The sequence below is a fragment of the Pseudomonas sp. NPDC089741 genome (genome assembly GCF_044748825.1).
GTDB classification, from domain to species: domain Bacteria; phylum Pseudomonadota; class Gammaproteobacteria; order Pseudomonadales; family Pseudomonadaceae; genus Aquipseudomonas; species Aquipseudomonas helmanticensis.
On record NZ_JBIVGT010000004.1, the window covers coordinates 32,039 to 55,253 of the forward strand.

Consider the following 23,215-nt stretch of genomic DNA (forward strand, 5'->3'; position numbering starts at 1 on the left):
CTCAAGGGTCACTGGAACGAAGCGCTGTCGACGGCGTGATAGACATAACGTCCATCGGTCATCCGCTTGATCTCTTCGAGGTAATTGGAGTTCATCACAAACAGGTTGGCGCCTTCGGGCAAGGCGTCCATCGCCTCTTGCGGCGAGGACACCTGCACACCACTGAGCGGCAGATAACGCCCTTGCTTGGCCGGGTTGATATCCACCACCCGATCCACCGCCACACCTGCGCGTTGCAGGAACAGCGAATAGATCACGCCTTTGGACGAAGCGCCCCAGATCGCCGAACCCTGCTCGGGGGCGGACTGAATGATCTGCACCGCCCGGTCGAGACTGGCAGTGAAATCGTCGGGCAGCTCCAGGCGTGGCACCGGTTGTTCCGGGGTCAGGCGCAATGTCGCCAGGTCGGCGACGATGTACAGGTATTGGCCACCGAACAGGTGACCGGCCTCATGCACAGTGCCGAACATCCGGCGCAGGTCATCGAGGCGGAAATAATTGACGTGCTCGTAGAACAGGTCGAACCAGGCTTTGTGTTCGAGAATCCAGTCGAAGCACGGCACTTCGATGTAGATCTGCCCGCCCTGATTGGCTTCGGCGATTACCGCGAGGAAACTCACCGGGTCCTGAATATGTTCCAGCACATGGCGCAGGACGATGGCGTCCGCCGCCAGACCGAGGCCACGGGTGAACGGCGCCTTGATCACATCGGCGTTGTCACCTTCGTACGCCGGGTCGATGCCGGTGATCGAGTAGCCAAGGCCTTTGAGCAATTCAAGGAAGTAGCCCTTGCCGCAGCCGACTTCGATCAGCTCCTGGCCTTTGAAATGCCTGGCGATGATCCCTTCGACGTCGCTCAGGTGCTTCTGGAACTGGCCGGAATGCGCCTGCTCGTTCTGATAGTCAGCGTCGTAGCTGAGCTTGTCGGCGTCGAACGCGGCATTGAAGATCAGGCCGCTGCGCTCATCCTGCACCAGCAGCATGTCGGCACTGGCCGAGGCCTGCGCCGATTGCGCGTCGGCAAAGGTCCGGTTCTGCAGCACCGGCAGGTCGGTGACCCGATACAACTCGTGCCTCATTGCGACTCTCCCAATAACAGTTGCAAGCGCTCGGTCACCGCCCAGAACGCCAGCGGTTCGTGGTTCGGATACGGGTAGTGGCCGAGGTTCAGATTCAGGCTCGCGCCGCGTTCGCGCAGACGCTGTTCGACCAGCGCACGCACCGACACCGGTTCGCCGCTGGCGCAGTTGATCACGCCAGCGAAATCACGCTGCTGAAGAATGCTGGCGAGATGACCGGCAGCGGTTTCAATCGCCAGAAAATCGCGCAACTGCTCACCGGCAGACATGTTGAACGACGGCTCGCCGGCATCGATTGCCCTGTCCAGCGCCGCCAGCAGGCTGCTGGGATTCTGCCCTTCGCCATGCAGGTAAAACAGCCGCGCCCATTGCAGAGTGAACGGCTGCTCTTGCGCAAGGTTCTGCAAAAACAGATGCAAGGTGTGCTTGGCCAGACCGTAAGGGTTGCTCGGCCGTGGCTCGGTGCTTTCGCTGAGTGGGCCGCTCTGCATGCCATATTCGAAACAGGTGCCCGTGATGAGGACTTGCTTTACACCCGTCTCGACTGCGCTTTTGATAAAGCGGTAATCAGCCATCAGGTTGTGTTCGAAGTGAAACAGCGCCCGATAATTCGGCAACCCTGGCCAGGCCAGATGAGCCAACGCATCGCAGCCGTCAGTCAACGCCGCCACGTCCAGATCGGCAGCGTGAATATCCGCCGAGATGAATTCGACGTCATTGATCCACGGCATGCTCGCCGCTGTTTCGGCGTTGCGTGCAACCGCCCGCACCGCACAGCCACGTGCCAGCAACGCCGCGACCAGATGCCGACCGACGAAGCCTGTCGCGCCCGTGACCAGAACCTTCACAGCACTTTCAACTCAGGCACGGCGATCACGAAGCGCCCGTCCCACTGACGTACCTGCGCCAGTTGCTGACTGACTTCGTGCAGCAGATTCCACGGCAGCACCAGCACATAGTCCGGTTGCTCGATATCGATCTGCGCCGGCGCGACAATCGGAATACGACTGCCCGGCAAAAACTTGCCTTGCTTGTGCGGGTTGGCATCGGCCACCCAAGCCAGCAAGTCAGGCTTGACCCCGGCGTAGTTGAGCAAGGTGTTGCCCTTGGCTGCCGCGCCATAACCGACCACCCGTTTGCCGTCAGCCTTGGCCTGCAACAGGAAGCGCAGCAGCTCATGTTTGATGCGTTCAGCAGCCGGCGCGAGGGTCGCGTAGTACTCGACGGTTTTCACCCCGGCAGCCAGTTCGGCCTGCAACTGTTGCTGCACCGCTGGCTGCACGGCACGGCGTTCACCGTCCTTGCGCTGGACGAACACGCGCAGCGAGCCGCCGTGCGTCGGCAGTTGGCTGACGTCGAAGACTTCCAGGCCATTGCGCTCGCACAGCGCTTGCACGGCGGTCAGCGACAGATAGGAATAGTGCTCGTGATACAGCGTGTCGAACTGCGCGCCAGCCATCAGCGTCAGCAGTTGCGGGAATTCGAACGTGGCGACGCCGCTCGGCTTGAGCAAAGTGGCAAAGCCGCCGAGAAAATCATTGATGTCCGGCACGTGCGCGAGCACGTTGTTGGCCGCCATCAGATCAGCGCCCCAGCCTTCGCCTGTCAACTGCGCGGCAGTCTCGCGACCGAAGAACAGTTCACGAATTTCCAGGCCTTTTTCGCGCGCGGCTTGCGCGGTGCTGCGCGTCGGTTCAACACCCAGGCAGGGGATGCCACGAGCGGCGACGTATTGCAGCAGGTAACCGTCGTTGGCCGCGACTTCCACGACGCGACTGTCGGCAGTCAGGCCAAAGCGCTCGACCATTTCGGCGACATAGCGCTCGGCATGCGCCAGCCAGGTGCTGGAGAACGAACTGAAGTAGGCGTACTCGGCATCGAACAGGCTGTCGGCGCTGGTGTAATCCTCGGTCTGCACCAGCCAGCATTGCTGACACACCGCGACCTTCAATGGCACCCATTGCTCGGCCTGTTCCAGGCGATCGGCGTGCACGTAGGCGTTGGACGGTGGCGAGGTGCCGAGGTCGATCAGCGGCAGGCTCAGCGGTGCGGCGCACCCACGGCAGTTCATAGACGCACTCCAGCAAAGTGTTGATCGAGCGCGGGATGGCTGGAATCACGCACTGACAAATTATTGACAGGCAACGGCCAGGCAATCGCCAGCCGTGGATCGTTTACCGACAGACCGCCCTCATGCTCCGGCGCGTAATCGGCGCTGTGCAGGTAGAGCAATTCGGCGTCTTCGCTGAGGGTCTGGAAACCGTGGGCGAAGCCGGCCGGAATCAACAGGCTGCGACCGTCGCCGGCCTTGAGGTGCTCGGCGTGCCAATGCAGAAAGGTCGCGGAATCGGGGCGCAGATCCACCGCGACATCCCACACTTCACCGCGCAGGCAGGTGATCAGTTTGGCCTCCGGCGCATTGCCATTCTGATAATGCAAACCACGCACACTGCCCTTCTCGCGAGTGCAGGAATGGTTGATCTGACGGATATGGAATTCGCTGCCAAACGCACTCAGGCTGCCCTCGCAGAACAGCCGGGCGAAGTGCCCGCGCTGATCTTCGAAGCGCTTGTGCTGGACGCTGAACAACCCGGCGAGCGGCAACGCCTTCAGAGAAAACTCGCTCACAGCGCGCCTCGGTACAGGTTCAGTTGGCCGAGGGTGACGTTGCGCATGTCATCGCCGTTCTGCCACGCCAGGTGCCAGTCGAGGGTCTGCGTCAGGCATTGCTGCAAGGTCCAGCGCGGTTGCCAGCCAAGGACCTGACGCGCGCGGCTGCTGTCCAGGCGCAACAGGCCGGCCTCGTGCAGTTCGCTTTTTTCGATGCGTAAGCCGCGCGCTTGCGGCCAGCGGCTGGCGAGCAATTCGACCACTTCGCCGACGCTGCACATGTCCGTCTCGCCCGGGCCGAAGTTCCACGCCCCGGCGTACTCCGGGCCCTCTTCGTAGAGACCGGCGGCGAGTTGCAGGTAACCGGCCAGCGGCTCCAGCGCGTGCTGCCACGGGCGCACGGCTTGCGGGTAACGCAGGGTCACCGGCTCGTCTGCGGTCCAGGCTTTCAGCACATCGGGGATCAGACGTTCAGGGGCGAAATCGCCGCCGCCCAAGACGTTGCCAGCGCGCGCGGTGGCCAGCGCCAGACCGTGCTCGGCGTACTTGTCGGCCGGGAAGAACGACGCCGCATAAGATTGTGCAAGCAGTTCACAGCAAGCCTTGCTGCTGCTGTAAGGATCGTGGCCACCGAGGGCTTCGTCTTCACGGTACGGCCACAGCCATTCCTTGTTGGCGTAGACCTTGTCGGTGGTGACCAGCACGCAGGCACGCACGCAACCGACCTGACGAATCGCTTCGAGCAGGTTCAGCGTGCCCATGACGTTGCTGGAGTAAGTGCCCAGCGGATCGCGATAGCCTTCGCGCACCAATGGTTGCGCCGCCAGATGCAGAACGATCTCAGGTTCAGTGTCGGCGATGATTTCCAGCAAGGCGCCAAGATCCCGCAGATCACCGCGTTGATCGTTGATGCCTTCGTGCACCCGCGCCAGTTCGAACAGGCTCGGCTCGGTCGACGGATCGAGGGAAAAGCCGCTGACTTGCGCGCCGAGGCTTTGCAGCCACAGGGTCAGCCAACTGCCTTTGAAACCGGTGTGACCGGTAACGAGAACGCGCTTACCGCGCCAGAAATCCGCACTCAAGCCCATTGCTTCCATGGGGCCTCCCCGCTCTGCCACAGCGCTTCGAGATGGTTTTTGTCACGCAGGGTGTCCATCGGATGCCAGAAGCCTTCGTGTTCGAAAGCTTTCAGTTGTTCATCTGCGGCCAAACGCGCCAACGGCTCGGCTTCCCAGGTGGTGGCGTCATCGGCGATGTACGGCAGCACTTTCGGCGAGAGCACGAAAAAGCCTCCGTTGATCCAGCCACCGTCACCGCGAGGTTTTTCGGTGAAGCCCAGCACTTGATCGCCCTGACGCTCAAGCGCGCCATACCGACCCGGTGGCTGCACGGCGGTGACGGTCGCCAGACGGCCGTGGGCTTTGTGGTAATCCACCAGTTGCGCGATGTTGATATCGGAAACGCCGTCGCCGTAGGTGAAGCAGAACGCCTCTTCATCCTTGAGGTAACGGCCGGCACGCAGCAGACGGCCACCGGTCATGGTTTCCTCACCGGTGTCGATAAGGGTGACGCTCCACGGCTCGCTGTAATTCTGATGCACATCCATGCGGTTTTCGCGCATGTTGAAAGTGACGTCGGAGGTGTGCAGGAAGTAGTTGGCGAAGAAATCCTTGATCGCGTAGCCCTTGTAGCCCAGGCAGATCACGAAGTCGTGAATTCCGTGGGCGGAATACTGCTTCATGATGTGCCAGAGAATTGGCTTGCCGCCGATCTCGATCATCGGCTTGGGCTTGAGGTGCGACTCTTCACTGATGCGCGTGCCGAGGCCACCCGCCAAAATTACTGCCTTCATCGTCTCCCCTCTCGCTCGTCACAGGGCTGCGCAAGGCTTTGTTGAGCTGTGCGAGCCTTCTGGCTAAACCTTTTGCCGCTGCGGGCGCTGCTGAGCGCTCGTTTTATGGCGATTTGAGGGGTACTTGCAGGAAACGCGCCAGCTCGGCAAGCCCCGCGTCCGGGGCACAAAGGCCCATGAAAAAAGGGATGAATCCGTCAGCGGAATCATCCCTTTGATCAAGCTACAGCTGTGGTTTGAATGGATCAGCCAAACATGGCGAACGCATCACCACTGGTTGGCAGATCATAGACCTGGCCGTCGGCGGTCTGAATATGCTCGATGGTGTTGAAGCCCGCGTACCAGTCCGCCAGTTTCACGCCGTTGTCCGGCACACCACTGCCGGTGTCATTGGCACTGTGCAGATAGGCGTCGTTACCGATGCGGGTCACGCTCAACTGACCGGTATTGGCAATGGTGTTGAGGATCAGGGTGTCGTCCATGTCCAGCCCTTCATCCTGAATCGTCACCAGCCCGATGGTGTTCACCACGTAGGTGTCATTGCCGTAACCACCATAAGCACTGACGCCGGAGAGTGCCTGGCTGGAGAAATTGATGATCAACTGGTCATCGCCCTGCCCGCCAAAGGCAACCCCGCTTCCCAGCGTGATCGTGTCATTGCCGTCATCGCCACTGGCCCAAGTGAACAGGTCGTTGCTGGCAGCGACGATGACATCATTGCCCGCGCCGCCTGAAAGCGTATCCGACTGCCCTGCAGCATCCTGCCCGGACGCCAGACCGCCGTAGAGGTGGTCATTGCCATCGCCGCCCTGAATCTGGTCGTCGCCCGCACTGCCCTCCAGAATGTTGTCGTCCGAATTGCCTTCAAGGGAGTCATTGAACTGACTGCCGCGCAGGCCTTCGATATCAATGTAAACGTCATAAAGAGCAATGCCGCTCTGCGGGCCCCAGTTGAGGGAGGCGCTCAAACCTTCAGTGCTGTCGCCGTAACTGACGATGTCGATACCGGCTCCACCTTCGAAGCGATCGCCACCCGCACCACCGTACAACACATCATTGCCGGCGCCAGAGACGATGGTGTTGCTCTCGTCATTGCCGTAGCCGGTAAAGTCGGCAGTCCCGGTATACGTCAGGTTTTCAATGAACGGATCAAGGTGCATCGCAGACAGATTGGTGTACAGATGATCGGTTCCGCCTCGAAAATCACCCTCCTCTTCAATAGTCACTCCGGCGCTATTGATGATGTAGATATCGTCCCCGTCACCACCCGCGACAGTCACGCCAGCGACATTGACGGTGTAGTGGTCAGCACCCGATGTACCGATGACTTTTTCCACGTTTCGCAGTGTGTCGCCCTCTGCGTTGACGCCATCACCGCCGATCAGCAGGTTGACGGAATCAAAGGCGGATCGATAATTGACGGTGTCGTAACCAGCGGCACCATCAACGATCATCGAGCCTTGATGACGATAAATCACGTCATCGAAATTCGAACCCTGAATCGCTTCAATGCCAGTGAAAGTGTCGCCATAAGCGATGGTCAGACCGTCGAAGTTGCTGAAGTCCTCGACCCGTACACCCTCAAGGCTATCGCTGTAGCTGACCGTGTCGAAGCCATCGCCACCGACAAAGTGATCGGCGCCCGCGCCGCCCCACAACCAGTCATTACCGGCGCCGCCAATGATTTCGTTGTCACTGGCATTGCCGTAACCGCTGAAATCGCCGGTACCGGTGAACGTCAGCTTCTCGATAAACGGGTCCATCTTGATGGTATTGAGGCTGGTGCGCAGCTCATCGTAGCCAAGATGATCCTCCTCGGTGATCGTCACGCCCTCGCCGTCGACAATGTAAACATCATCACCGACGCTGCCCTCCAGCGTCACACCCGCCACCGAACTGGTGAACGTATCGTTGTGAAAGCTACCGAATACTTTCTCCACTCCAATCAGGGTATCGCTCTTGCCATCGGGGCCGGTGACCGTAGCCACACCGCCGCCAAACTCGACATTGATCCCCGAGGACATTGCGTAGTAGCTCGCCGCGTCAAAACCTTCACCGCCATCCAGTACGTCTGATCCCGCGCTGCCCAGCAGTAAATCATCCGACTCCAGTCCATAGAGTTGGTCATTATCGTCGGTGCCCAACAGGACATCCGCTTCACTCGTTCCATTTAAGACAGCCATTTGCGTCTTCCTTGTGTTGTTGTTGAAACCGGATCTTCCATGGTTGCGATGCAAACCGAGGCAGCACGGCCGCCCCGTCCATACACCCGCAGGCAAACAAACGAATAACGGGGTATCGACTGAAGAAATCCAAAGCTTGAGGCTGGCGGGAGAAATCTCTGCTGATCGATGTAAGTACGTATTTCAAGGTACAAAAAAAGGCGACCCAAAAAGGTCGCCTTTTTTGATACGTCGCAAGCCGATCAGTCGGCCAGCCAGCCGTATTCCCAGTAGCGCAGGTTATCGCCGCGCAGCACGTAATCGCGCAGCACCACCTCCCGCAAATCATCCCCCATGCGATAGCTGGCATCCGGGTCAGACAGGTGCATGCGAATTGCCTGCAACCATTCATCCGTGGTGTTGGTCTTGACGCGAGTGCACGGCAGGTAGCCGCGATACGCTTCGGTGTCGGTACAAACCACCGGATAACCACAAGCACCGTACTCAAGCAGGCGCAGGTTGCTCTTGCAGTCGTTGAATATGTGGAACTCAAGCGGTGCCAGCGCCAGGTCAAGGTTGAGGCTTGCCAGTTTCGCCGGATACACGTCGAGCGGGATCACCCCATGGAACTCGTGCATGTATGGCCGCAGATCATCCGGGCACATGCCAAAAAATACCCAGTCGACCTCATTGGCCAGTTCGCGGACGACATCCGCGATTACCGCCAGGTCACCGTGATGACTGGTGCCTCCACCCCAGCCAACTCGCGGCTTTTTCGAGGTACGACGCTGACTGCGCAAGTTGCTCCACAAATCTTTGGCCAACATGTTCGGCACGACACGAATGTCGTGATGCATGTCCGACAGGACGTTGGCCAGCGGCTGAGTGGATACGACCACGCGATCACACAGCCCGATTGCGCGACGCACCATGCGCTCCATGTCCTGCTTGCTCGGCATGTTGCGGATGTGCGCATTGCGATGCGGGACGTCGATGACATAGTCATCGAGTTCGTAGATCCGCCGCGCACTGAAGTATTTTTTCAGCGGTGGAATTTCATCGATGGCGAGTTCCGAATAACGGCCTTGCAGAACAATCACATCGGGGGACTGGCGCTCGATATCAATGATCGATGGCAAACCGTAGCAAATGCGCCCTTCAATTCTGTTTGCCGCCTCCAACTCGATCATCGGCTGGCTCATGCGGTAATGACCAATGGCCGATGCATTGATTGGCACGACCAGTACATTGGGCAGCCGCGCCTTGGAAAATGGACTCCAACCGGTACGCAGACCCGGCTCAATACTGAAGCAGGTTGCACCAACACCCTGTAATGCCAGGTTGACGTTATAGGCTGGATCACGCGCTATAAGTGGCAGCCAGCGCTGGTAAAACGTGTCCAGCTCCTCGACGTGCACTTGCTCTTCTTCCTGCGTCGCCGCCGAGCCAGGCCGCGCCCCTACTGCAAGCGTGGCATAGGGATTCCATACCACCAAATAACCTTCCTGGCCGACTCGCAGACATAGATCCGCGATATTGAGCGATTGTTTCAGGTGCTGCTCGTCGAGTTTCCCGACAGCCTCGAAGACCGTCTTGCGGACCATCAGGCAGTCACCGCCCACTGCGCTCAGATCATGTACCGCCTGCAGGCGGAACATGTAGCCGTCAGACTGCATCGGCTGACCATAAAATGGCAGTCCCACCGGCCCTTGCAACCCAAGAATCAGACCGGCGTGCAGCACACATCCATCCGGGTTGAACAACCTCGCACCCACCACTCCGACCTCAGGGCGCTGCGCATGATTGAGCAGTTCGTCCAGCCAGTCCGCCCGGGTGATCACCGCAAAAGTATTAAGCATCACCACATATTCGCCGCGTGCGTGGCCTACCGCAAAATTGTACAAGGCCGCCGCATTACCCTTTTGCGGGAAGCTCAAAACGCGAATCCGGTCGCCGCCCAACTGCGCCATGCCATCCAGCCATGCCAACGCTTCAGCGCTTTCACTGCCATTGTCGACCAACACCAATTCATATTCGGTGTAAGCCGTCTTCTCCAACAGGGTTTCGACACAGCGCTGCAAGGCGGCGGTCTGATCCCGGGCAGTAACAATGACCGAGACCAGCGGCCGCCGGGCATGATGATAGTCGACACGATTGAGCAGCTCAGTGCTACCGCGACGAATCTCGTGGGCAACGCCCAGACGCTGCAAATGCGCTTCGAGCACGCGTGGGTTTTGCTCCACCACGCCGGGTTCGGCCAGCCACGCGGACAGATCGAATTTCGATTCCAGCAACACTTCGGCGATATGACCGATGACCTGTATGCCCTCGCTCTCGACCATGCGCAACAACACATCATGGGGGGCCAGTTCGGCGAACGCAGGATCAAACCCGCCGAGCGCCAGAAACTGCTCGCGCTTGAACGCCAAGGCACGTCCGACATAAGGATAACTGCGCATCAGATCCAGATTGAAATCCGGCTTGAATGCAGGCTCTACCGATTCGCCGCCACGCAGGCTGCCTTCATCGCTGTACAGACACGTCAGCGATGAGAAACGGGCAATTCGCTCGGCCATGACCAACAATGACGGCACTACCGGGCGATCGCCGGCCTGCAACAAGTAGAACCAGTCCGCGCCCTCCAACTGCGGCAACAGTGCGTTGATCTGCTCCAGACCGTCATCCTGCAACGGCATGCGGAACACTCGTCCATCCAGTTGCGCCTCAGTACAGGAAGCGGACAACACCAGAATCAGCTCAGGCAAATAATCCTGGGCAGCCAGCGCTTCCAGCGTGCGTTCGAGACCATCCTGTCTGCCCAACCCATCAATGATGATCGGTACGATTCGGGGTTGGTGCGACCAACCGGCAAGGGTTTCCGGCAGCAACTTGCGCTGCCCTTCAGTGAGCACCCGACACTCCAGCCATTGCGCATAAAGTTCAGCAAAACTGAAGCTGTCGACACCGACCGCCCATTCCTGACGGCTTTGCTTGGAACCCAGAGTTCGGCTCAGGGGAAGCTCTTCCCAAACCCTCGGCGATTCATCAGCCTTGGTCAAGGGAATGTAGCGAACCCATCCCTGTGCAGGCGCGGACTCACCGCTTCGAACCTTGAGCATTTGCGAGATCCACTCTCGCTCGACCTCAACCGCATCCTTCATGCGCTGTTGCGCGCTCAGTCGCTCTGGATAGAGTCGCTCGGCGCTCAGCACATTGTTGGACACCGCCAGATTGCCGCGCCGTAACAGACAGACATACAGGGCAAAATCCAGGGTCGCCACGAAGCAGCAACCCTCTTCAGTCAATGCCGGCAGCAACTCGACGATATCGGCACGCCGGAACAAGGCGTTGCTGAATCCGCCGAGAACGTTGACCGGGAATTTTTCAAATATACCCAGCAGATCGTCACCCTTGAGCAAGCCGCTGTAAGGTGACAAAGAGGTGTTTTCCAGACGCCCGGGCAAGATGATGTCGTTGGCATCCCAGAGCAGTCGCTGGGCCGTCACCAGACTGACCTCCTCGCGCAACATTTCATGGGCCTGCTGCTCGATGCAATTTGAATAGAGCAGGTCATCGTCACACAGAAACTTGATGAATTCGCCCTGCGCCTGACTCAGGCAGACCTTCAAATTGCCGACCATTCCCAGCGTCTGCGGGTTGCGCACATAGCGCACAACCACACCGGTCTGATCGACTACCGCGGCAACGATTTCCTCGATTGCGCTGCCGCGACTGTCATCGCACACAATGATTTCAAGATTGCCATAGCCTTGCCCGACGGCACTGCGCAGGGCCTTCTCGAAATATCGTGGATTGAAGGCAGGAATGACCAGACTGACAAGGGGAAGTGAATTCACGGCAGACTCGCAAGCGGCGGGAGCCCGCCCGGAACAGCGAGCCCTCTGGATACCGCAAAAAAAGACATTAGATACTCAAGAGCCAAAACAAACGGGCGCTTGCGCGCCCGGTTACCGTCAGATCTTGTTGAACAGGCCCAGCTGGCTGATCTTGCTGAATGCCAGTTGCGCCGCTTGCAGCATGGTTTGTTGCAGAGTCAGACGCGTCATGACTTCTGCCGGGTCCGAATCACGGATCGAGCCTTGAGTCGTGGTATTGGCGGTGCTCAGGCTCTGATTGGTGACGGTTTGCATATCCAGCGATTGACCGCGAGCACCGATTGAAGTGACAGCGGCGCCGACCTGATTGGAAGCGCTATCGATGTTACCTAGCCCCGCTTCCATGATGCCCTGGAATTTTTGCTTGGCGACGTCATTGCCATCGATCGGCGCATTCAACGCGGTCACCATCTGACCCAGCGTATCGAGGATATTCTGCGTCTGATGGTTGTTCGACTGGATCGAAAACTGATCACCGGCTGCAGGAGTGTTGCCCAATGCAAAGGTCACGCCCGCAGCGGTTGCGTTACCGCCAGCGACAGTGCCCGAGGACACTGGCTTGCTGTCAGCAGTGACAGGCGCCGCATACAAATCAAAAGCAGTGGCACTGGTGAACTTGAGGACTGCACCGCCCTGCGGGAAGGCGTTGCTGTAAGCCACAGGATCAGTGATGTTCGAACCGGTGATAACGGCGGTCGACGGGTTGCCCGGGCTACGTGCGGTAGTGAACGAGTCAGGCGTGGCCGACAATTGGAAGCTGTGCCCGGCGATCACGGCGTCGGGGTTGGTGTCACCCGCCTTGAGGTTGATGTTCAACTTCATGTCGACACCACGGAAGCTGACCGTCTGGTTGGCACCGCTGCTGTTGCTGATCAAACCATTCTGGGTTGCTTCAGCCGTAACATCATTACCCAGCGCATCGGTGATTTTCAGCTGCGTACTGCTGAGGAAGCTGACGGTGTAAGGCTCGCCGCCGGCAAATTTGGCGTTGTAGGTGGCAGCCGTTCCGACCGTACCGTTGGACAGCACGACACGACCGTCGTCAACCGGTGGAGAGGTCATGGTGGTGTTGGTGCGAGCGGTGTTGATGGTCTGCTGGAACGCGTCCCAGCCGGTAGTGTTGGTACCGACCGACATACCGTCGCCAATGCCCAGATTGATGGTGGTCTGGTCACCGTTGTAACTGTAAGTGCCGTCGTTGTTTTGCGAGTACGGCGCGGTATCGGTTTTCGAACCGGAAAACAGGTAGTTGCCGTCGGCATCCTTGGAGTTCATCAGGCCCAGGACTTGTTGCTGGATCTGCGACAGTTGCGCAGCGTAAGCCTGGCGGTCCTTGTCGGTAAGGTTGCCGTTGTTGGCGGCCAGGGAGATTTCCTTGGCACTCTGCAACGCCGTGGTGATGGAGTCCAGCGTGGTTTCCTGCACCGTCAGCGCACTCTTGGTGCTGCTGATGTTGGTGCTGTACTGATCCAGCATCGCGGCCTGCTGACCCAGTTGCAGCAAACGGCCGGCGCCGACCGGATCGTCGGAAGCGGTGTTGATGCGCGTCAGGCTGCTCGCCTCACTGGCGGTGGCAACGGCCTTGTTGAAGTTACGCTGATAGTCCGAAGCTTGCGTTCCGTAATACTGGGCGGTGGAAATGCGCATGAATTACGACTCCTTAAAGGCTGTTGATCAGCGTGGCGAAAGTTTCCTGCGCAGCTTTGATGATCTGCGAAGACGCTGTGTAGTACTGCTGGTATTTGACCAGGTTGCCGGTCTCTTCATCCAGGTTGACCCCGGACAACGAATCGCGGGCACCTTTGGCGTTATCGAGAATCGCCGAGGTCGCAGCGCTGTCGGACTTGCCTTGGGCGGTCTTGGTGCCGACGTTGGTGACCAGCTTGTTGTAGGCGTCAGTCAGGCTGATGCCCTTGCTCGCCGAACCGGTGTCGACGGTCTGCTTGGTTTGCAGGCCGACCAGCGCCTGCGCGTTGCGGTTGTCCGAAGACGCCGCACCGGTGAGGTTCATGGTGAAGGTTTCGCCGGACTTCGGCGTGCCGCCGACCGTGGTCTGCACGGTGAAGGTCTTCTGCACGTTCGGCGTGACGGTCGTGTCCATCACCGGGTTGCCGCTGGCATCGACGATGCCGACTTTGAGGTTCAGCGTGTTCGCCTGACCGGGAACGATGGTGCCGCTGCCGATGGTCGCGCCCTTGGCATCCACCAGGTTGTAAGACTGGCTACCGCCACTGGCCGCACCGAACACCAGTTTGACTGGCGTCGAATTCTTCAGCGCCGCCTGCATGTCTGCCTGGGCGGTCGGGTTGTAGATATTGATGCTGTCGCTGAGTGTCGGCTGAGTGTAAGTCCCCAGGCCGGCAGCGCTGGCCACACCGGTCAAGGGACCGGCCGCAGCGATTTTCTTCGGGTCGCTGAGAACGGTCTGGATGCTCGCCGCCGCGTTGCGGGTCGGCGTCACCTTGAAGCTGTCACCGGCGCTCAACGCACCGCCATTGAGCGACAGAGTGAAGCCGTCGATCACCGGTGGCGGGTTGGTGGTGGTGCTGAACGCGCCCAGGTCGGTGCCGTCGGACCGCTTGACGGTGTAGTCGGTGGCGCTGGTGAACGTGACTTGATAATCACTGGTGGTCAGCTTGCCGGTGTCCTTGATGGTGACATCAAGGTTGCCCGAACCGGTGCTGTTGCCCGACGCCGCGATGCTGCGCTGGCTGACCAGTGCAGCACTGTTGATGTTGTTGAACAGCGCCGCGCCGAAGTCACCGTTCTTGTCGATGCCTTGCGCTTGCTGGCTGTTGATCTGATCAGCCACCACCAGTGCAACACGACCCAGCTCATTGAGCGAAGGGTCGAGGACTTCTTTGCGATACGTCAGCAGACCGCCCATTTCGCCACCGCTCATCACCGAAGTGATGTCGAGGGTGCTCGAACCGCGGTCCATCTGAATGCCCACGCGCGACGGATCGTCTTTGAGCGGCACGGTGCTCAGGGTGTTGGTGGTGTTGCCGATCACCAGCGGCTGACCGCTGCCGACGTAGATGTCGAAGCTGGTACCGCGCTCGACGACCTGCGCACCGGTCAGCTCGGACAGTTGGCGCACGGCTTCGTTACGGCTGTCGAGCAGATCGTTCGGCGCACCGCCACTGGTGGAAATCTCGCCGATCTTCTGGTTCAGCGTGGCAATCGAACTGGCCAGCTTGTTGACCTGGGCGGCCATGTCACCAAGACTGCCGTTGATGCTGGTGTTCTGGTCGTTGAGCTGCTTGGCGAGGGTGTTGAAGCGGTTGGTCAAAGCCTGCGCGCCGGTCAGCACCGATTGACGGGAAGTGTCATCGGTGGCCGAGGTCGAAACGCCCTGCATCGAGGTGAAGAATTTTTGCAGCACACCGGTCAGGCCGGTATTGGTATCGGACAGCATCGAGTCCAGCGGCGTGGCCTGTGCCAGATAGGCCGCCGACTCGCTGTCGAGCGAGGTCGCGGTGTGCAACTGGCTTTCCAAGTACGAGTTGTAGACCCGGCGCACGTCGGCCAGGGTCGTGCCCGTGCCGATGAAGACGTTACCGAACTGCTGCGAGGATTTGGTCCCCTGCACGGTTTGCTGACGCGAATAACCGGCGGTGTCGACGTTGGCAATGTTGTTGCCTGTCGTAGCCAAAGAGGACTGGCTGGCCGACAGTCCCGACATCCCGATATTGAGCAAACTCATGGTTCAGACCTTATACCTTGTGCCTTATAAAGGCGTGGTGGATACACCCGCCGCAGCGTAGTTTTGGAAACTGTTCATCTGCTTGGCTATCTGCGAAATCTTTGTCGCGTAGTTCGGGTCGGTGGCGTAACCGGCCTTCTGCAACTCGCGTACAAACTGTTCTGGGTTATCGGCAGACTTCACGACATCTTGATAGCGATTATTGGTCTGCAGCAAAGTCACCAGATCGTGGAAGCTGTCCTTGTAGGAAGCATAGGAACGGAACTCCGCCGTCTCCTTGACCATCTGCCCGTCGCGGAATTCGCTGGTGATCGCCCGGGCCGAATCGCCCTTCCAGTTGCTGCTCGCCTTGATGCCAAACAGGTTGTGGCTGCTGCTGCCATCCTGGGCGCGCATGACCGATTTGCCCCAACCGGTTTCCAGTGCCGCCTGTGCGACCAGATAACGCGGATCGACGCCGATACGGTCGGCGGCTTCCTTGGCCATCGGCAACATGGTGTTGACGAACTCGTCGGCGGAACTGAAGGCTTTCTTCGCCGGCGCCAACGGGATCTGCGCCATCGCACGGCCGTAAATCTGCATCTGCCCGCCGGTGGCTTTATCGCTTTCGGCACGGGCCAGCCAGTCGCCGTTGTACAACGGGCCTGCGCCAGTAGCGACGGCGGTGGTGGCGCGTGGCAGCACGGTATTCGATGCCGGCGTGGCATTCGTCGTGGCCGACGGCACCAGACCTGCGAGCAGACGATCAGCCAGTTTCGGCGGCAAGGCCAGACGACGCTTGTTGATCATCGCCATGTCATTGCTGTGCGAAATGCCTGCGGTGTTCGACACACGCCCGGAACGCGAAGCCCACAACGGACGCTCGCCATTGACCCGCGACAACGGACCGTTGGTGGCGGTGGTGCCAGCAGCAACCGGCGTGGCCACCGCAGCGACTTTGGCCCGGGCTTCTTCCTGCTTGGCGGCGGACGCGGCGGCAGCCTCACCCGGCGCCATCGGTTTGTTCTTCTGCATCTGGCGCAACAGCACGTCAGCCAGGCCGATACCACCGCCCTCGCGGGACATGGAAACGGCCAGTTGCTGATCGGACATTTCCTGATATTGCTTGGCCGCCGGGGTGTTGAGCGGATTGTCCTGACCCAGCGTTTCGGTGGCCGAACGCATCGATTTGAGCATTTCACCAATGAACAGCGACTCGAATTCCTGCGCCACCTTGCGCATGTTGCCGTCGCTGTTCTTGTCGCCGACTTTCAGCTGATTCAGGCGATTGAGGTCGGAGTACGAACCCGAATCGGCGTTGCTGACCAGACTGCCTTTGCGCATATCCATGATGGCCGTCCTCAGATCACGATCAGGTCGGCTTGCAACGCGCCGGCCTGTTTCAGTGCTTCGAGGATCGCCATCAAGTCACCCGGCGCCGCGCCGACCTGGTTCACCGCACGGACGATCTCGTCGAGGGTGGTGCCCGGGCCGAACTTGAACATCGGTTTGGCTTCTTGCTCGGCGTTGACGCGCGAACGCGGCACCACCGCAGTCTGGCCGTTGGACAACGGGCCAGGCTGGCTGACAATCGGGTCTTCGGTGATGGTCACGGTCAGGCTGCCGTGGGTCACGGCGGCCGGCGAAACCTTGACGTTCTGGCCGATGACGATGGTCCCGGTACGCGAGTTGATGATGACTTTCGCCACCGCCTGACCCGGGTCAACTTCGAGATTTTCGAGGATCGACAAGTAGTCGACGCGCTGGCTCGGATCGAGCGGCGCAGTCACTCGGATCGAGCCGCCGTCGATGGCTTGTGCAACACCAGGGCCGAGCATGTCGTTGATCTTGTCGACGATGCGCTTGGCGGTGGTGAAGTCGGAGCGGTTGAGGTTCAGCGTCAGGCTGTTGCCCTGGTTGAAACCACTCGGCACCGAACGCTCCACCGACGCACCACCCGGGATGCGACCGGCCGACGGAACGTTGACGGTGATCTTCGAACCGTCGCGACCTTCGGCATCAAAACCACCGACCACCAGGTTGCCCTGAGCGATGGCGTAGACGTTGCCGTCGATACCTTTGAGCGGGGTCAGCAACAAGGTGCCGCCGCGCAGGCTCTTGGAGTTACCGATCGAAGACACCGTAATGTCGACCTGCTGACCCGGCTTGGCGAACGCTGGCAGATCGGCACTCACCGACACCGCCGCGACGTTCTTCAACTGCACGTTGCCCGAACCCGGCGGCACTTTGATGCCGAACTGCGAGAGCATGTTGTTGAAGGTCTGCAGGGTGAACGGGGTCTGCGTGGTCTGGTCACCGGTGCCGTTAAGCCCGACGACCAGGCCGTAACCGATCAACTGGTTGGAACGCACGCCGGAAATGCTGGCGATATCTTTCAGCCGCTCGGCGTGGGCACCAAAGGCTGCGGACATCACGGCCGCCGCCAGCATGAAGCTTTTCAGATTCAACGTAGCCACCTAGAAAGGGAACAGCGGGCTGAGGAAGAAACGGTCGAACCAGCCTGGCTGACTCGCATCGGCGAACGAGCCGGTGCCCGAGTAGGTGATGCGTGCATCGGCGACGCGGGTCGACGACACGGTGTTGTCGGTGGCGATGTCATCGGCACGCACCAGACCGGCAATGCGCACCAGTTCATCACCGGTGTTGAGGGTCATCCACTTCTCGCCGCGCACGGCGATGATGCCGTTGGGCAGCACATCGGCAACGGTCACTGTGACCGAACCGGTCAGGGTGTTGCCCTGCGCAGCCTTGCTGTCGCCTTTGGTCGCGCGGTCGCCGCTGTAACCGACGTCCAGGCTCAGATCGTTGCCACCCAACGGATTGTTGGTGACGCCGCTACCGCCGAACAGCGAGGTCAGACCGATGCCGGTCTTGCTGTTCTTGGCCACTTGCGAGTTGGCGTTCTTGCTCGCCTGAGTCTTCTCGTTCAGGGTGATGGTGATGATGTCACCGACCCGGAATGCCTTGCGGTCGCTGTACAGGTTCTGCTCGAACCCGGCCTGATAGATCGAGCCGTTGTTGGCCGCCGCCGGCAACGGCGTGCGCGGCAACACCGGAGCGTAGTAAGGGTCATTGGGCTTGGGCGTCGGTGCGACGCAGCCCGCGAGCGAGACGACCCCACCCAATGCCAGAACAGATACGAAGCGTTTCATGACCCTTACCTCACGGTGTTGCAGGCGACCTCATGGTCGCCTCATAGACTTGATTACAGATTCTGCGTTACGAACGAGAGCATCTGGTCGGCGGTGGAGATCACCTTGGAGTTCATTTCGTAAGCGCGCTGAGTGGTGATCATGTTGACCATCTCTTCAACGGTGCTGACGTTGGAACCTTCCAGGGTGTTCTGCAGCGTGGTGCCGAAACCGTTCAGGCCCGGAGTACCGATTTGCGGTGCGCCGGAAGCAGCGGTTTCCAGGAACAGGTTGTTGCCTACCGCTTGCAGACCGGCCGGGTTGATGAAGTCGGCGGTTTGCAGGTTGCCGATCACTTGCGCAGCCGGGTTGCCCGGAACCGTGATCGACACGGTGCCGTCGGTACCGACGGTGAAGCTCTGCGCGTTGTTCGGAATGACGATCGCAGGCTCCAGGGCGAAACCGCTGGCGTTGACGATCTGGCCATTGGAGTCGAGGTGGAAAGTACCGTCACGGGTGTAGGACGTGGTGCCGTCCGGCTGCAGGATCTGGAAGAAACCGCGACCGTCGACCGCCAGGTCCAGCGGCTGCTCGGTGGTTTGCAGGCTGCCAGCGGTGAAGTTTTTCTGCGTGCCGACAATGCGCACACCGGTACCCAGTTGCAGACCCGACGGCAATTCGCTGTCCTGGGTCGACTGAGCACCTGGCTGACGCTTGATCTGATACAGCAGGTCCTGGAACTCGGCGCGGTCACGTTTGAAACCCGTGGTCGAGACGTTTGCCAGGTTGTTGGAAATGGTGGTCAGGTTGGTGTCCTGGGCGGACAGACCGGTTTTGGCAACCCATAGAGCCGGAAGCATTCAATTCTCCTCGTGCGCCTGTTTTACGGCGCGACGTTCTGATAATTAGCTGATCTGCAAGACCCGAGCCATGGCCTGGTCGTCGTCTTTGGCGGTGTTCATCATTTTGATGTGCAACTCGAACTGCTTGGCCAGAGCCAGTACCGAGGTCATCTCTTCGACGGCGTTGACGTTGCTCGACTCAAGGAAGCCCGACACCAGTTTGACGTTGGCATCGGCCGGCGCAGGCTGGCCATCCTTGGTGTAGATCGAGCCGTCGAGGCCCTTGTTCATGTTCTTGATGTCCGGATTGACCAGTTTGATCCGGTCGACTTCCGCCATGACGCGCGGGCCTTCGCCCATCGCCCGAATACTGATGGTGCCGTCTTCACCGACTTCGACTTGCTGCTCTGGCGGCACGGCAATCGGCCCGCCATTGCCCATCACGGCCATGCCGTTGCCGGCGCGCAATACGCCGAGGGCATCGATATTCAGGCTGCCGGTGCGCACGTAGCTTTCGCCACCGTTCGGGTTCTGCACGGCAATGAAACCGTTGCCGGTCACGGCGACGTCGAGGTCACGCCCGGTCTCGACCAGGGAGCCCGGCGAGAAATCAGTGGCAGGCCGTTCGCTCATGGCAAACGCACGCGCCGGAAAGCTGTCACCAAACACCGGCATCGAACGGGCCTGTTCCAGGTCCTTCTGAAAACCGTTGGTGGAGATGTTCGCCAGGTTGTTGGCATGCGCCTTTTGCGCCAGCGCATTCTGGCTGGCACCGGTCATTGCCACATAAAGGTACTTGTCCACACTCTTTCCTCTGCATGCCGGACGTTTGCCGCCCACCGCTGTACTGCTGAGCCATAAGCAATTTGCAGACCAACTTTTTTCTGGCGGCGCGAAGCCCGGTAAACAAAGGACTTGAGGGAGATTGCGAGGATTGGCGAAATGTATCGAAGTCGAAAAACCGGCGGTGTTATGCCGGTAAGTGGCAAGTGCCGGCCATCACGACCAACAATGATCTGTGGCGAGGGGATTTATCCCCGTTGGGTGGCGAAGCCGCCCCAAATCCATTCAATGTGGTGTATCAGCTTGACCGCATTCAAAGGCTTGGCGACTGCTGCGCAGCCGAACGGGGATAAATCCCCTCGCCACAACAGCCCGCTCACAACAAAAGCTCTACTTAGCTTTCGGGGTCTTTGCCCACTTCATATTCACGCAGCTTGTTGGCAATCGTCGTGTGCGAAACCCCCAGTCGCTTACCCAGTTGTCGGCTGCTCGGGTGTTCGGAATACAACCGCTCCAGCACGGCTTTCTCGAAGCGTCCGACGATCTCGTCCAGCCCGCCTTCCAGCGAGAAATCGCCAAGCGGCTGACGCACGCCGTAATCCGGCAGCCGAATGTGCTCGGCCTTGACCGTTCCGCCATCGCACAGCGAAACTGCTTGGAATAGCACGTTCTCCAACTGCCGCACATTTCCCGGCCAGTGGTAATGACTGAGCCGGTCCATCGCTGCCGGTGCCAGTTTTGGCAATGCGCAACCGATCTGCCGACTGGCCTGATCAAGAAAGTGCTCAACCAGTGGCGTCAAACCGTCGAGGCATTCGCGCAGGGGCGGAATGTGCAGCGAAAGCACGTTCAAGCGGTGATACAAATCCTGGCGAAACTCGCCACGTGCGCACAGCTCGGACAAGTCGACCTGGGTGGCACAGATCACCCGCACGTCGAGGTAAACCTCTTCATCGCTGCCAACGCGACGGAAGCAGCCGTCCTGGAGAAAGCGCAGCAGTTTCACTTGCAAGCGCGGGCTCATTTCACCGACGCCATCGAGGAACAGCGTGCCGCCGGCGGTCAATTCGAGCAGCCCGAGCTTGCCTTCCGCACGCGCGCCTTCAAAGGCGCCCGGGCCGTAGCCGAACAGCTCGGTTTCGGCCATCGATTCCGGCAGACCGGCGCAGTTCAGTGCCATCAACGGCGACTGCCCACGCGGGCTGGCGAGGTGGCAGGCGCGCGCGAGCAATTCCTTGCCGGTGCCGGTTTCGCCTTCTATCAATAACGGCGCATCGAGCGGTGCCATGCGCCTTGCTTCGCGCACGACAGCGGCCATGACTTTCGAACTCTGGAAGATGCTGTCGAAGCCACGCAACTCTTGCTTGCGCACGTTGTAGATACGTTCGCCGACGCGATCTGCACGGTGCAAGGTCAACACCGCACCGGCCATGGCCTCGCTGTCATCGTGTTCGGATTGCAGCGGCGCGATGTCGGCGAGAAACACGTCGCCCTTGACCTTCACGCGCATGCCGTTGATGCGCGATTTATTGGCGCGCACCAGCTCCGGCAAATCAAAATCTTCGGCGTAGCGCGACAGCGGAATCCCCGGCACCTCATCCACGCGCACGCCGAGCAACTGCGCCGCCGCGCGATTGGCCGCGACGATCGAACCGCCCATGTCGATCGACAGCACTGGAAACTCCAGTGCACCGAGCAAGGCGTTCAACTCCATGTGCCGGCGCTCGCTGGGCATCAGCCCTACCCGCTTGACGCCGAACACCCCGGCAATCGCCTCGAACTTCGGCCGCAACGCCTGGAACTGGATGTTGATCAGGTTCGGACAGTGCAGATAGATCGCATTGCCGTGCTCACCACCGACCTCGCCACGGGCGACGTTGATCCCGTATTCGACTAGCAGGTTGAGGATGTCGCGCAGGATGCCGATGCGGTTCTGGCAGTGGACTTTGATGCGCATATAAATCGCCCGAATAAACGCTGAGAAACCTGTAGGAGTGAGCCTGCTCGCGATGGCTGTCGGCCAGTTGATATTGATGGCGACTGATACACCGCTATCGCGAGCAGGCTCACTCCTACAAGGGAACGGCGCCAGACTTTTCTGTCGAGGCGCGCAGATAGTTGTCAAGATTATGTGACAGTCGCAGCGCTTTTCAAACCTGCCAGTCACCGTAAATGCGAGATACCGGTCGAAGCGTAACGAATAGTTTACGAAATCCACCGATTTTTCCTACGCGAGCGCGTCGCCAGCTACTGCACACCACCCCACTCTCAGGTAATTCTGACCCCATCGCTGGACATAACAAGAACGAATTCCCCTAGCAGGAGAGCAGTATGAAGCAGACGCAATACGTGGCCCGCGAGCCCGATGCGCAAGGTTTTATCGACTACCCCGCCGAAGAACACGCGGTATGGAACACGCTGATCACTCGCCAGTTGAAAGTGATCGAAGGGCGTGCCTGCCAGGAGTACCTGGACGGTATCGAAAAACTCGGTCTGCCCCACGACCGCATTCCGCAACTCGGCGAGATCAACAAGGTGCTAGGCGAGACCACCGGTTGGCAGGTCGCCCGTGTGCCGGCGCTGATTCCCTTCCAGACTTTTTTCGAACTGCTCGCCAGCAAGCAATTCCCGGTGGCGACGTTCATACGTACCCGCGAAGAGCTCGACTATCTGCAAGAGCCGGACATTTTCCACGAGATCTTTGGCCACTGTCCGCTGCTGACCAATCCGTGGTTCGCCGAATTCACCCACACCTACGGCAAGCTCGGCCTGCAGGCGACCAAGGAAGAACGCGTGTACCTGGCGCGGCTGTACTGGATGACCATCGAGTTCGGCCTGGTCGATACCCCGCAAGGCAAACGCATCTACGGCGGCGGCATTCTGTCTTCGCCAAAAGAAACCGTTTATTCGCTGTCGGACGAGCCTGAGCATCAAGCTTTCGACCCGCTCGAAGCGATGCGCACGCCGTACCGCATCGACATCCTGCAACCGCTGTACTTTGTCCTGCCGAACCTCAAGCGCCTGTTCGACGTCGCTCATGAAGACATCATGGCCATGGTCAAACAAGGCATGCAGCTGGGTCTGCACGCACCGAAATTTCCGCCCAAGCCGAAAGCGGCCTGAGCAGAACCCGCTCGCGACTTGCGTGCAAAGA

The 23,215-nt window shown here is 59.7% G+C and carries 17 protein-coding genes; 1 reads left to right on the top strand and 16 read right to left on the bottom strand.

Annotated elements, in window-relative coordinates; all coding sequences use genetic code 11:
* Positions 1-8 precede the first annotated feature (8 nt).
* The 16 genes from ACIPZE_RS05685 to ACIPZE_RS05760 form a co-directional block, all read right to left on the bottom strand.
* A complete protein-coding gene (locus ACIPZE_RS05685) occupies positions 9-1,079 on the bottom strand; it encodes a class I SAM-dependent methyltransferase (RefSeq protein ID WP_283437260.1) in 1,071 nt (356 codons plus the stop codon).
* Positions 1,076-1,927, bottom strand: coding sequence for an NAD-dependent epimerase/dehydratase family protein (locus ACIPZE_RS05690; RefSeq protein ID WP_400771901.1), 852 nt, complete (start codon positions 1,925-1,927; stop codon positions 1,076-1,078). Before ACIPZE_RS05690 ends, ACIPZE_RS05685 begins: the two co-directional genes overlap by 4 nt.
* Entirely contained in the window at positions 1,924-3,150 is a 1,227-nt protein-coding gene (locus ACIPZE_RS05695) for a class I SAM-dependent methyltransferase (RefSeq protein ID WP_283437262.1), read from the bottom strand. The genes ACIPZE_RS05690 and ACIPZE_RS05695 overlap by 4 nt, the downstream gene beginning before the upstream one ends.
* On the bottom strand, positions 3,147-3,707 hold the full coding sequence (locus tag ACIPZE_RS05700) for a dTDP-4-dehydrorhamnose 3,5-epimerase family protein (protein ID WP_283437263.1): 561 nt from the start codon (positions 3,705-3,707) through the stop codon (positions 3,147-3,149). The genes ACIPZE_RS05695 and ACIPZE_RS05700 overlap by 4 nt, the downstream gene beginning before the upstream one ends.
* Entirely contained in the window at positions 3,704-4,786 is a 1,083-nt protein-coding gene (gene rfbG, locus ACIPZE_RS05705; RefSeq protein ID WP_283437264.1) for a CDP-glucose 4,6-dehydratase, read from the bottom strand. Before rfbG ends, ACIPZE_RS05700 begins: the two co-directional genes overlap by 4 nt.
* Positions 4,768-5,541, bottom strand: coding sequence for a glucose-1-phosphate cytidylyltransferase (gene rfbF, locus ACIPZE_RS05710; RefSeq protein ID WP_108226864.1), 774 nt, complete (start codon positions 5,539-5,541; stop codon positions 4,768-4,770). The genes rfbG and rfbF overlap by 19 nt, the downstream gene beginning before the upstream one ends.
* Before the next feature lie 245 nt (positions 5,542-5,786).
* Positions 5,787-7,724: a calcium-binding protein gene (locus ACIPZE_RS05715; RefSeq protein ID WP_283437265.1), complete on the bottom strand. Its 1,938-nt coding sequence runs from the start codon at positions 7,722-7,724 to the stop codon at positions 5,787-5,789.
* 242 nt (positions 7,725-7,966) lie between these two features.
* Positions 7,967-11,560, bottom strand: coding sequence for a glycosyltransferase (locus ACIPZE_RS05720; protein ID WP_400771904.1), 3,594 nt, complete (start codon positions 11,558-11,560; stop codon positions 7,967-7,969).
* Between the two features lie 117 nt (positions 11,561-11,677).
* On the bottom strand, positions 11,678-13,246 hold the full coding sequence (locus ACIPZE_RS05725; protein WP_283437267.1) for a flagellar hook-associated protein 3: 1,569 nt from the start codon (positions 13,244-13,246) through the stop codon (positions 11,678-11,680).
* A 13-nt stretch (positions 13,247-13,259) separates the two neighbouring features.
* Positions 13,260-15,305, bottom strand: a complete 2,046-nt coding sequence (gene flgK / locus ACIPZE_RS05730; protein ID WP_400771906.1) for a flagellar hook-associated protein FlgK — start codon at positions 15,303-15,305, stop codon at positions 13,260-13,262.
* A 24-nt stretch (positions 15,306-15,329) separates the two neighbouring features.
* Positions 15,330-16,634 (bottom strand): flagellar assembly peptidoglycan hydrolase FlgJ, encoded by a 1,305-nt coding sequence (flgJ, locus tag ACIPZE_RS05735; RefSeq protein ID WP_400771907.1) that lies wholly within the window; start codon positions 16,632-16,634, stop codon positions 15,330-15,332.
* 11 nt (positions 16,635-16,645) lie between these two features.
* A complete protein-coding gene (locus tag ACIPZE_RS05740) occupies positions 16,646-17,734 on the bottom strand; it encodes a flagellar basal body P-ring protein FlgI (RefSeq protein ID WP_283438649.1) in 1,089 nt (362 codons plus the stop codon).
* A 27-nt stretch (positions 17,735-17,761) separates the two neighbouring features.
* The gene (gene flgH / locus ACIPZE_RS05745) at positions 17,762-18,457 is read right to left on the bottom strand and encodes a flagellar basal body L-ring protein FlgH (RefSeq protein WP_053118299.1); all 696 of its coding nucleotides are present in this window, start codon (positions 18,455-18,457) and stop codon (positions 17,762-17,764) included.
* A 53-nt stretch (positions 18,458-18,510) separates the two neighbouring features.
* The gene (flgG, locus tag ACIPZE_RS05750; RefSeq protein WP_129390828.1) at positions 18,511-19,296 is read right to left on the bottom strand and encodes a flagellar basal-body rod protein FlgG; all 786 of its coding nucleotides are present in this window, start codon (positions 19,294-19,296) and stop codon (positions 18,511-18,513) included.
* Between the two features lie 45 nt (positions 19,297-19,341).
* Positions 19,342-20,082, bottom strand: a complete 741-nt coding sequence (locus ACIPZE_RS05755; RefSeq protein WP_064390829.1) for a flagellar basal body rod protein FlgF — start codon at positions 20,080-20,082, stop codon at positions 19,342-19,344.
* A 373-nt stretch (positions 20,083-20,455) separates the two neighbouring features.
* Positions 20,456-22,018: a sigma-54-dependent transcriptional regulator gene (locus tag ACIPZE_RS05760; RefSeq protein WP_129390825.1), complete on the bottom strand. Its 1,563-nt coding sequence runs from the start codon at positions 22,016-22,018 to the stop codon at positions 20,456-20,458.
* A gap of 374 nt (positions 22,019-22,392) precedes the next feature.
* On the opposite strand from ACIPZE_RS05760, the gene phhA reads away from it, so the two are divergent.
* On the top strand, positions 22,393-23,184 hold the full coding sequence (gene phhA, locus ACIPZE_RS05765; protein ID WP_003222800.1) for a phenylalanine 4-monooxygenase: 792 nt from the start codon (positions 22,393-22,395) through the stop codon (positions 23,182-23,184).
* Positions 23,185-23,215: the final 31 nt, after the last annotated feature.

Bases quoted from the DNA above. Each gene is read 5' to 3' on its own strand.
- ACIPZE_RS05725 (WP_283437267.1), bottom strand. From the start codon at position 13,246: ATGCGCATTTCCACCGCCCAGTATTACGGAACGCAAGCTTCGGACTAT.
- flgH (WP_053118299.1), bottom strand. From the start codon at position 18,457: ATGAAACGCTTCGTATCTGTTCTGGCATTGGGTGGGGTCGTCTCGCTC.
- ACIPZE_RS05695 (WP_283437262.1), bottom strand. From the start codon at position 3,150: ATGAACTGCCGTGGGTGCGCCGCACCGCTGAGCCTGCCGCTGATCGAC.
- flgG (WP_129390828.1), bottom strand. From the start codon at position 19,296: ATGCTTCCGGCTCTATGGGTTGCCAAAACCGGTCTGTCCGCCCAGGAC.
- ACIPZE_RS05715 (WP_283437265.1), bottom strand. From the start codon at position 7,724: ATGGCTGTCTTAAATGGAACGAGTGAAGCGGATGTCCTGTTGGGCACC.
- rfbF (WP_108226864.1), bottom strand. From the start codon at position 5,541: ATGAAGGCAGTAATTTTGGCGGGTGGCCTCGGCACGCGCATCAGTGAA.
- flgK (WP_400771906.1), bottom strand. From the start codon at position 15,305: ATGAGTTTGCTCAATATCGGGATGTCGGGACTGTCGGCCAGCCAGTCC.
- rfbG (WP_283437264.1), bottom strand. From the start codon at position 4,786: ATGGAAGCAATGGGCTTGAGTGCGGATTTCTGGCGCGGTAAGCGCGTT.
- ACIPZE_RS05760 (WP_129390825.1), bottom strand. From the start codon at position 22,018: ATGCGCATCAAAGTCCACTGCCAGAACCGCATCGGCATCCTGCGCGAC.
- ACIPZE_RS05685 (WP_283437260.1), bottom strand. From the start codon at position 1,079: ATGAGGCACGAGTTGTATCGGGTCACCGACCTGCCGGTGCTGCAGAAC.
- phhA (WP_003222800.1), top strand. From the start codon at position 22,393: ATGAAGCAGACGCAATACGTGGCCCGCGAGCCCGATGCGCAAGGTTTT.
- flgJ (WP_400771907.1), bottom strand. From the start codon at position 16,634: ATGGATATGCGCAAAGGCAGTCTGGTCAGCAACGCCGATTCGGGTTCG.
- ACIPZE_RS05740 (WP_283438649.1), bottom strand. From the start codon at position 17,734: ATGCTGGCGGCGGCCGTGATGTCCGCAGCCTTTGGTGCCCACGCCGAG.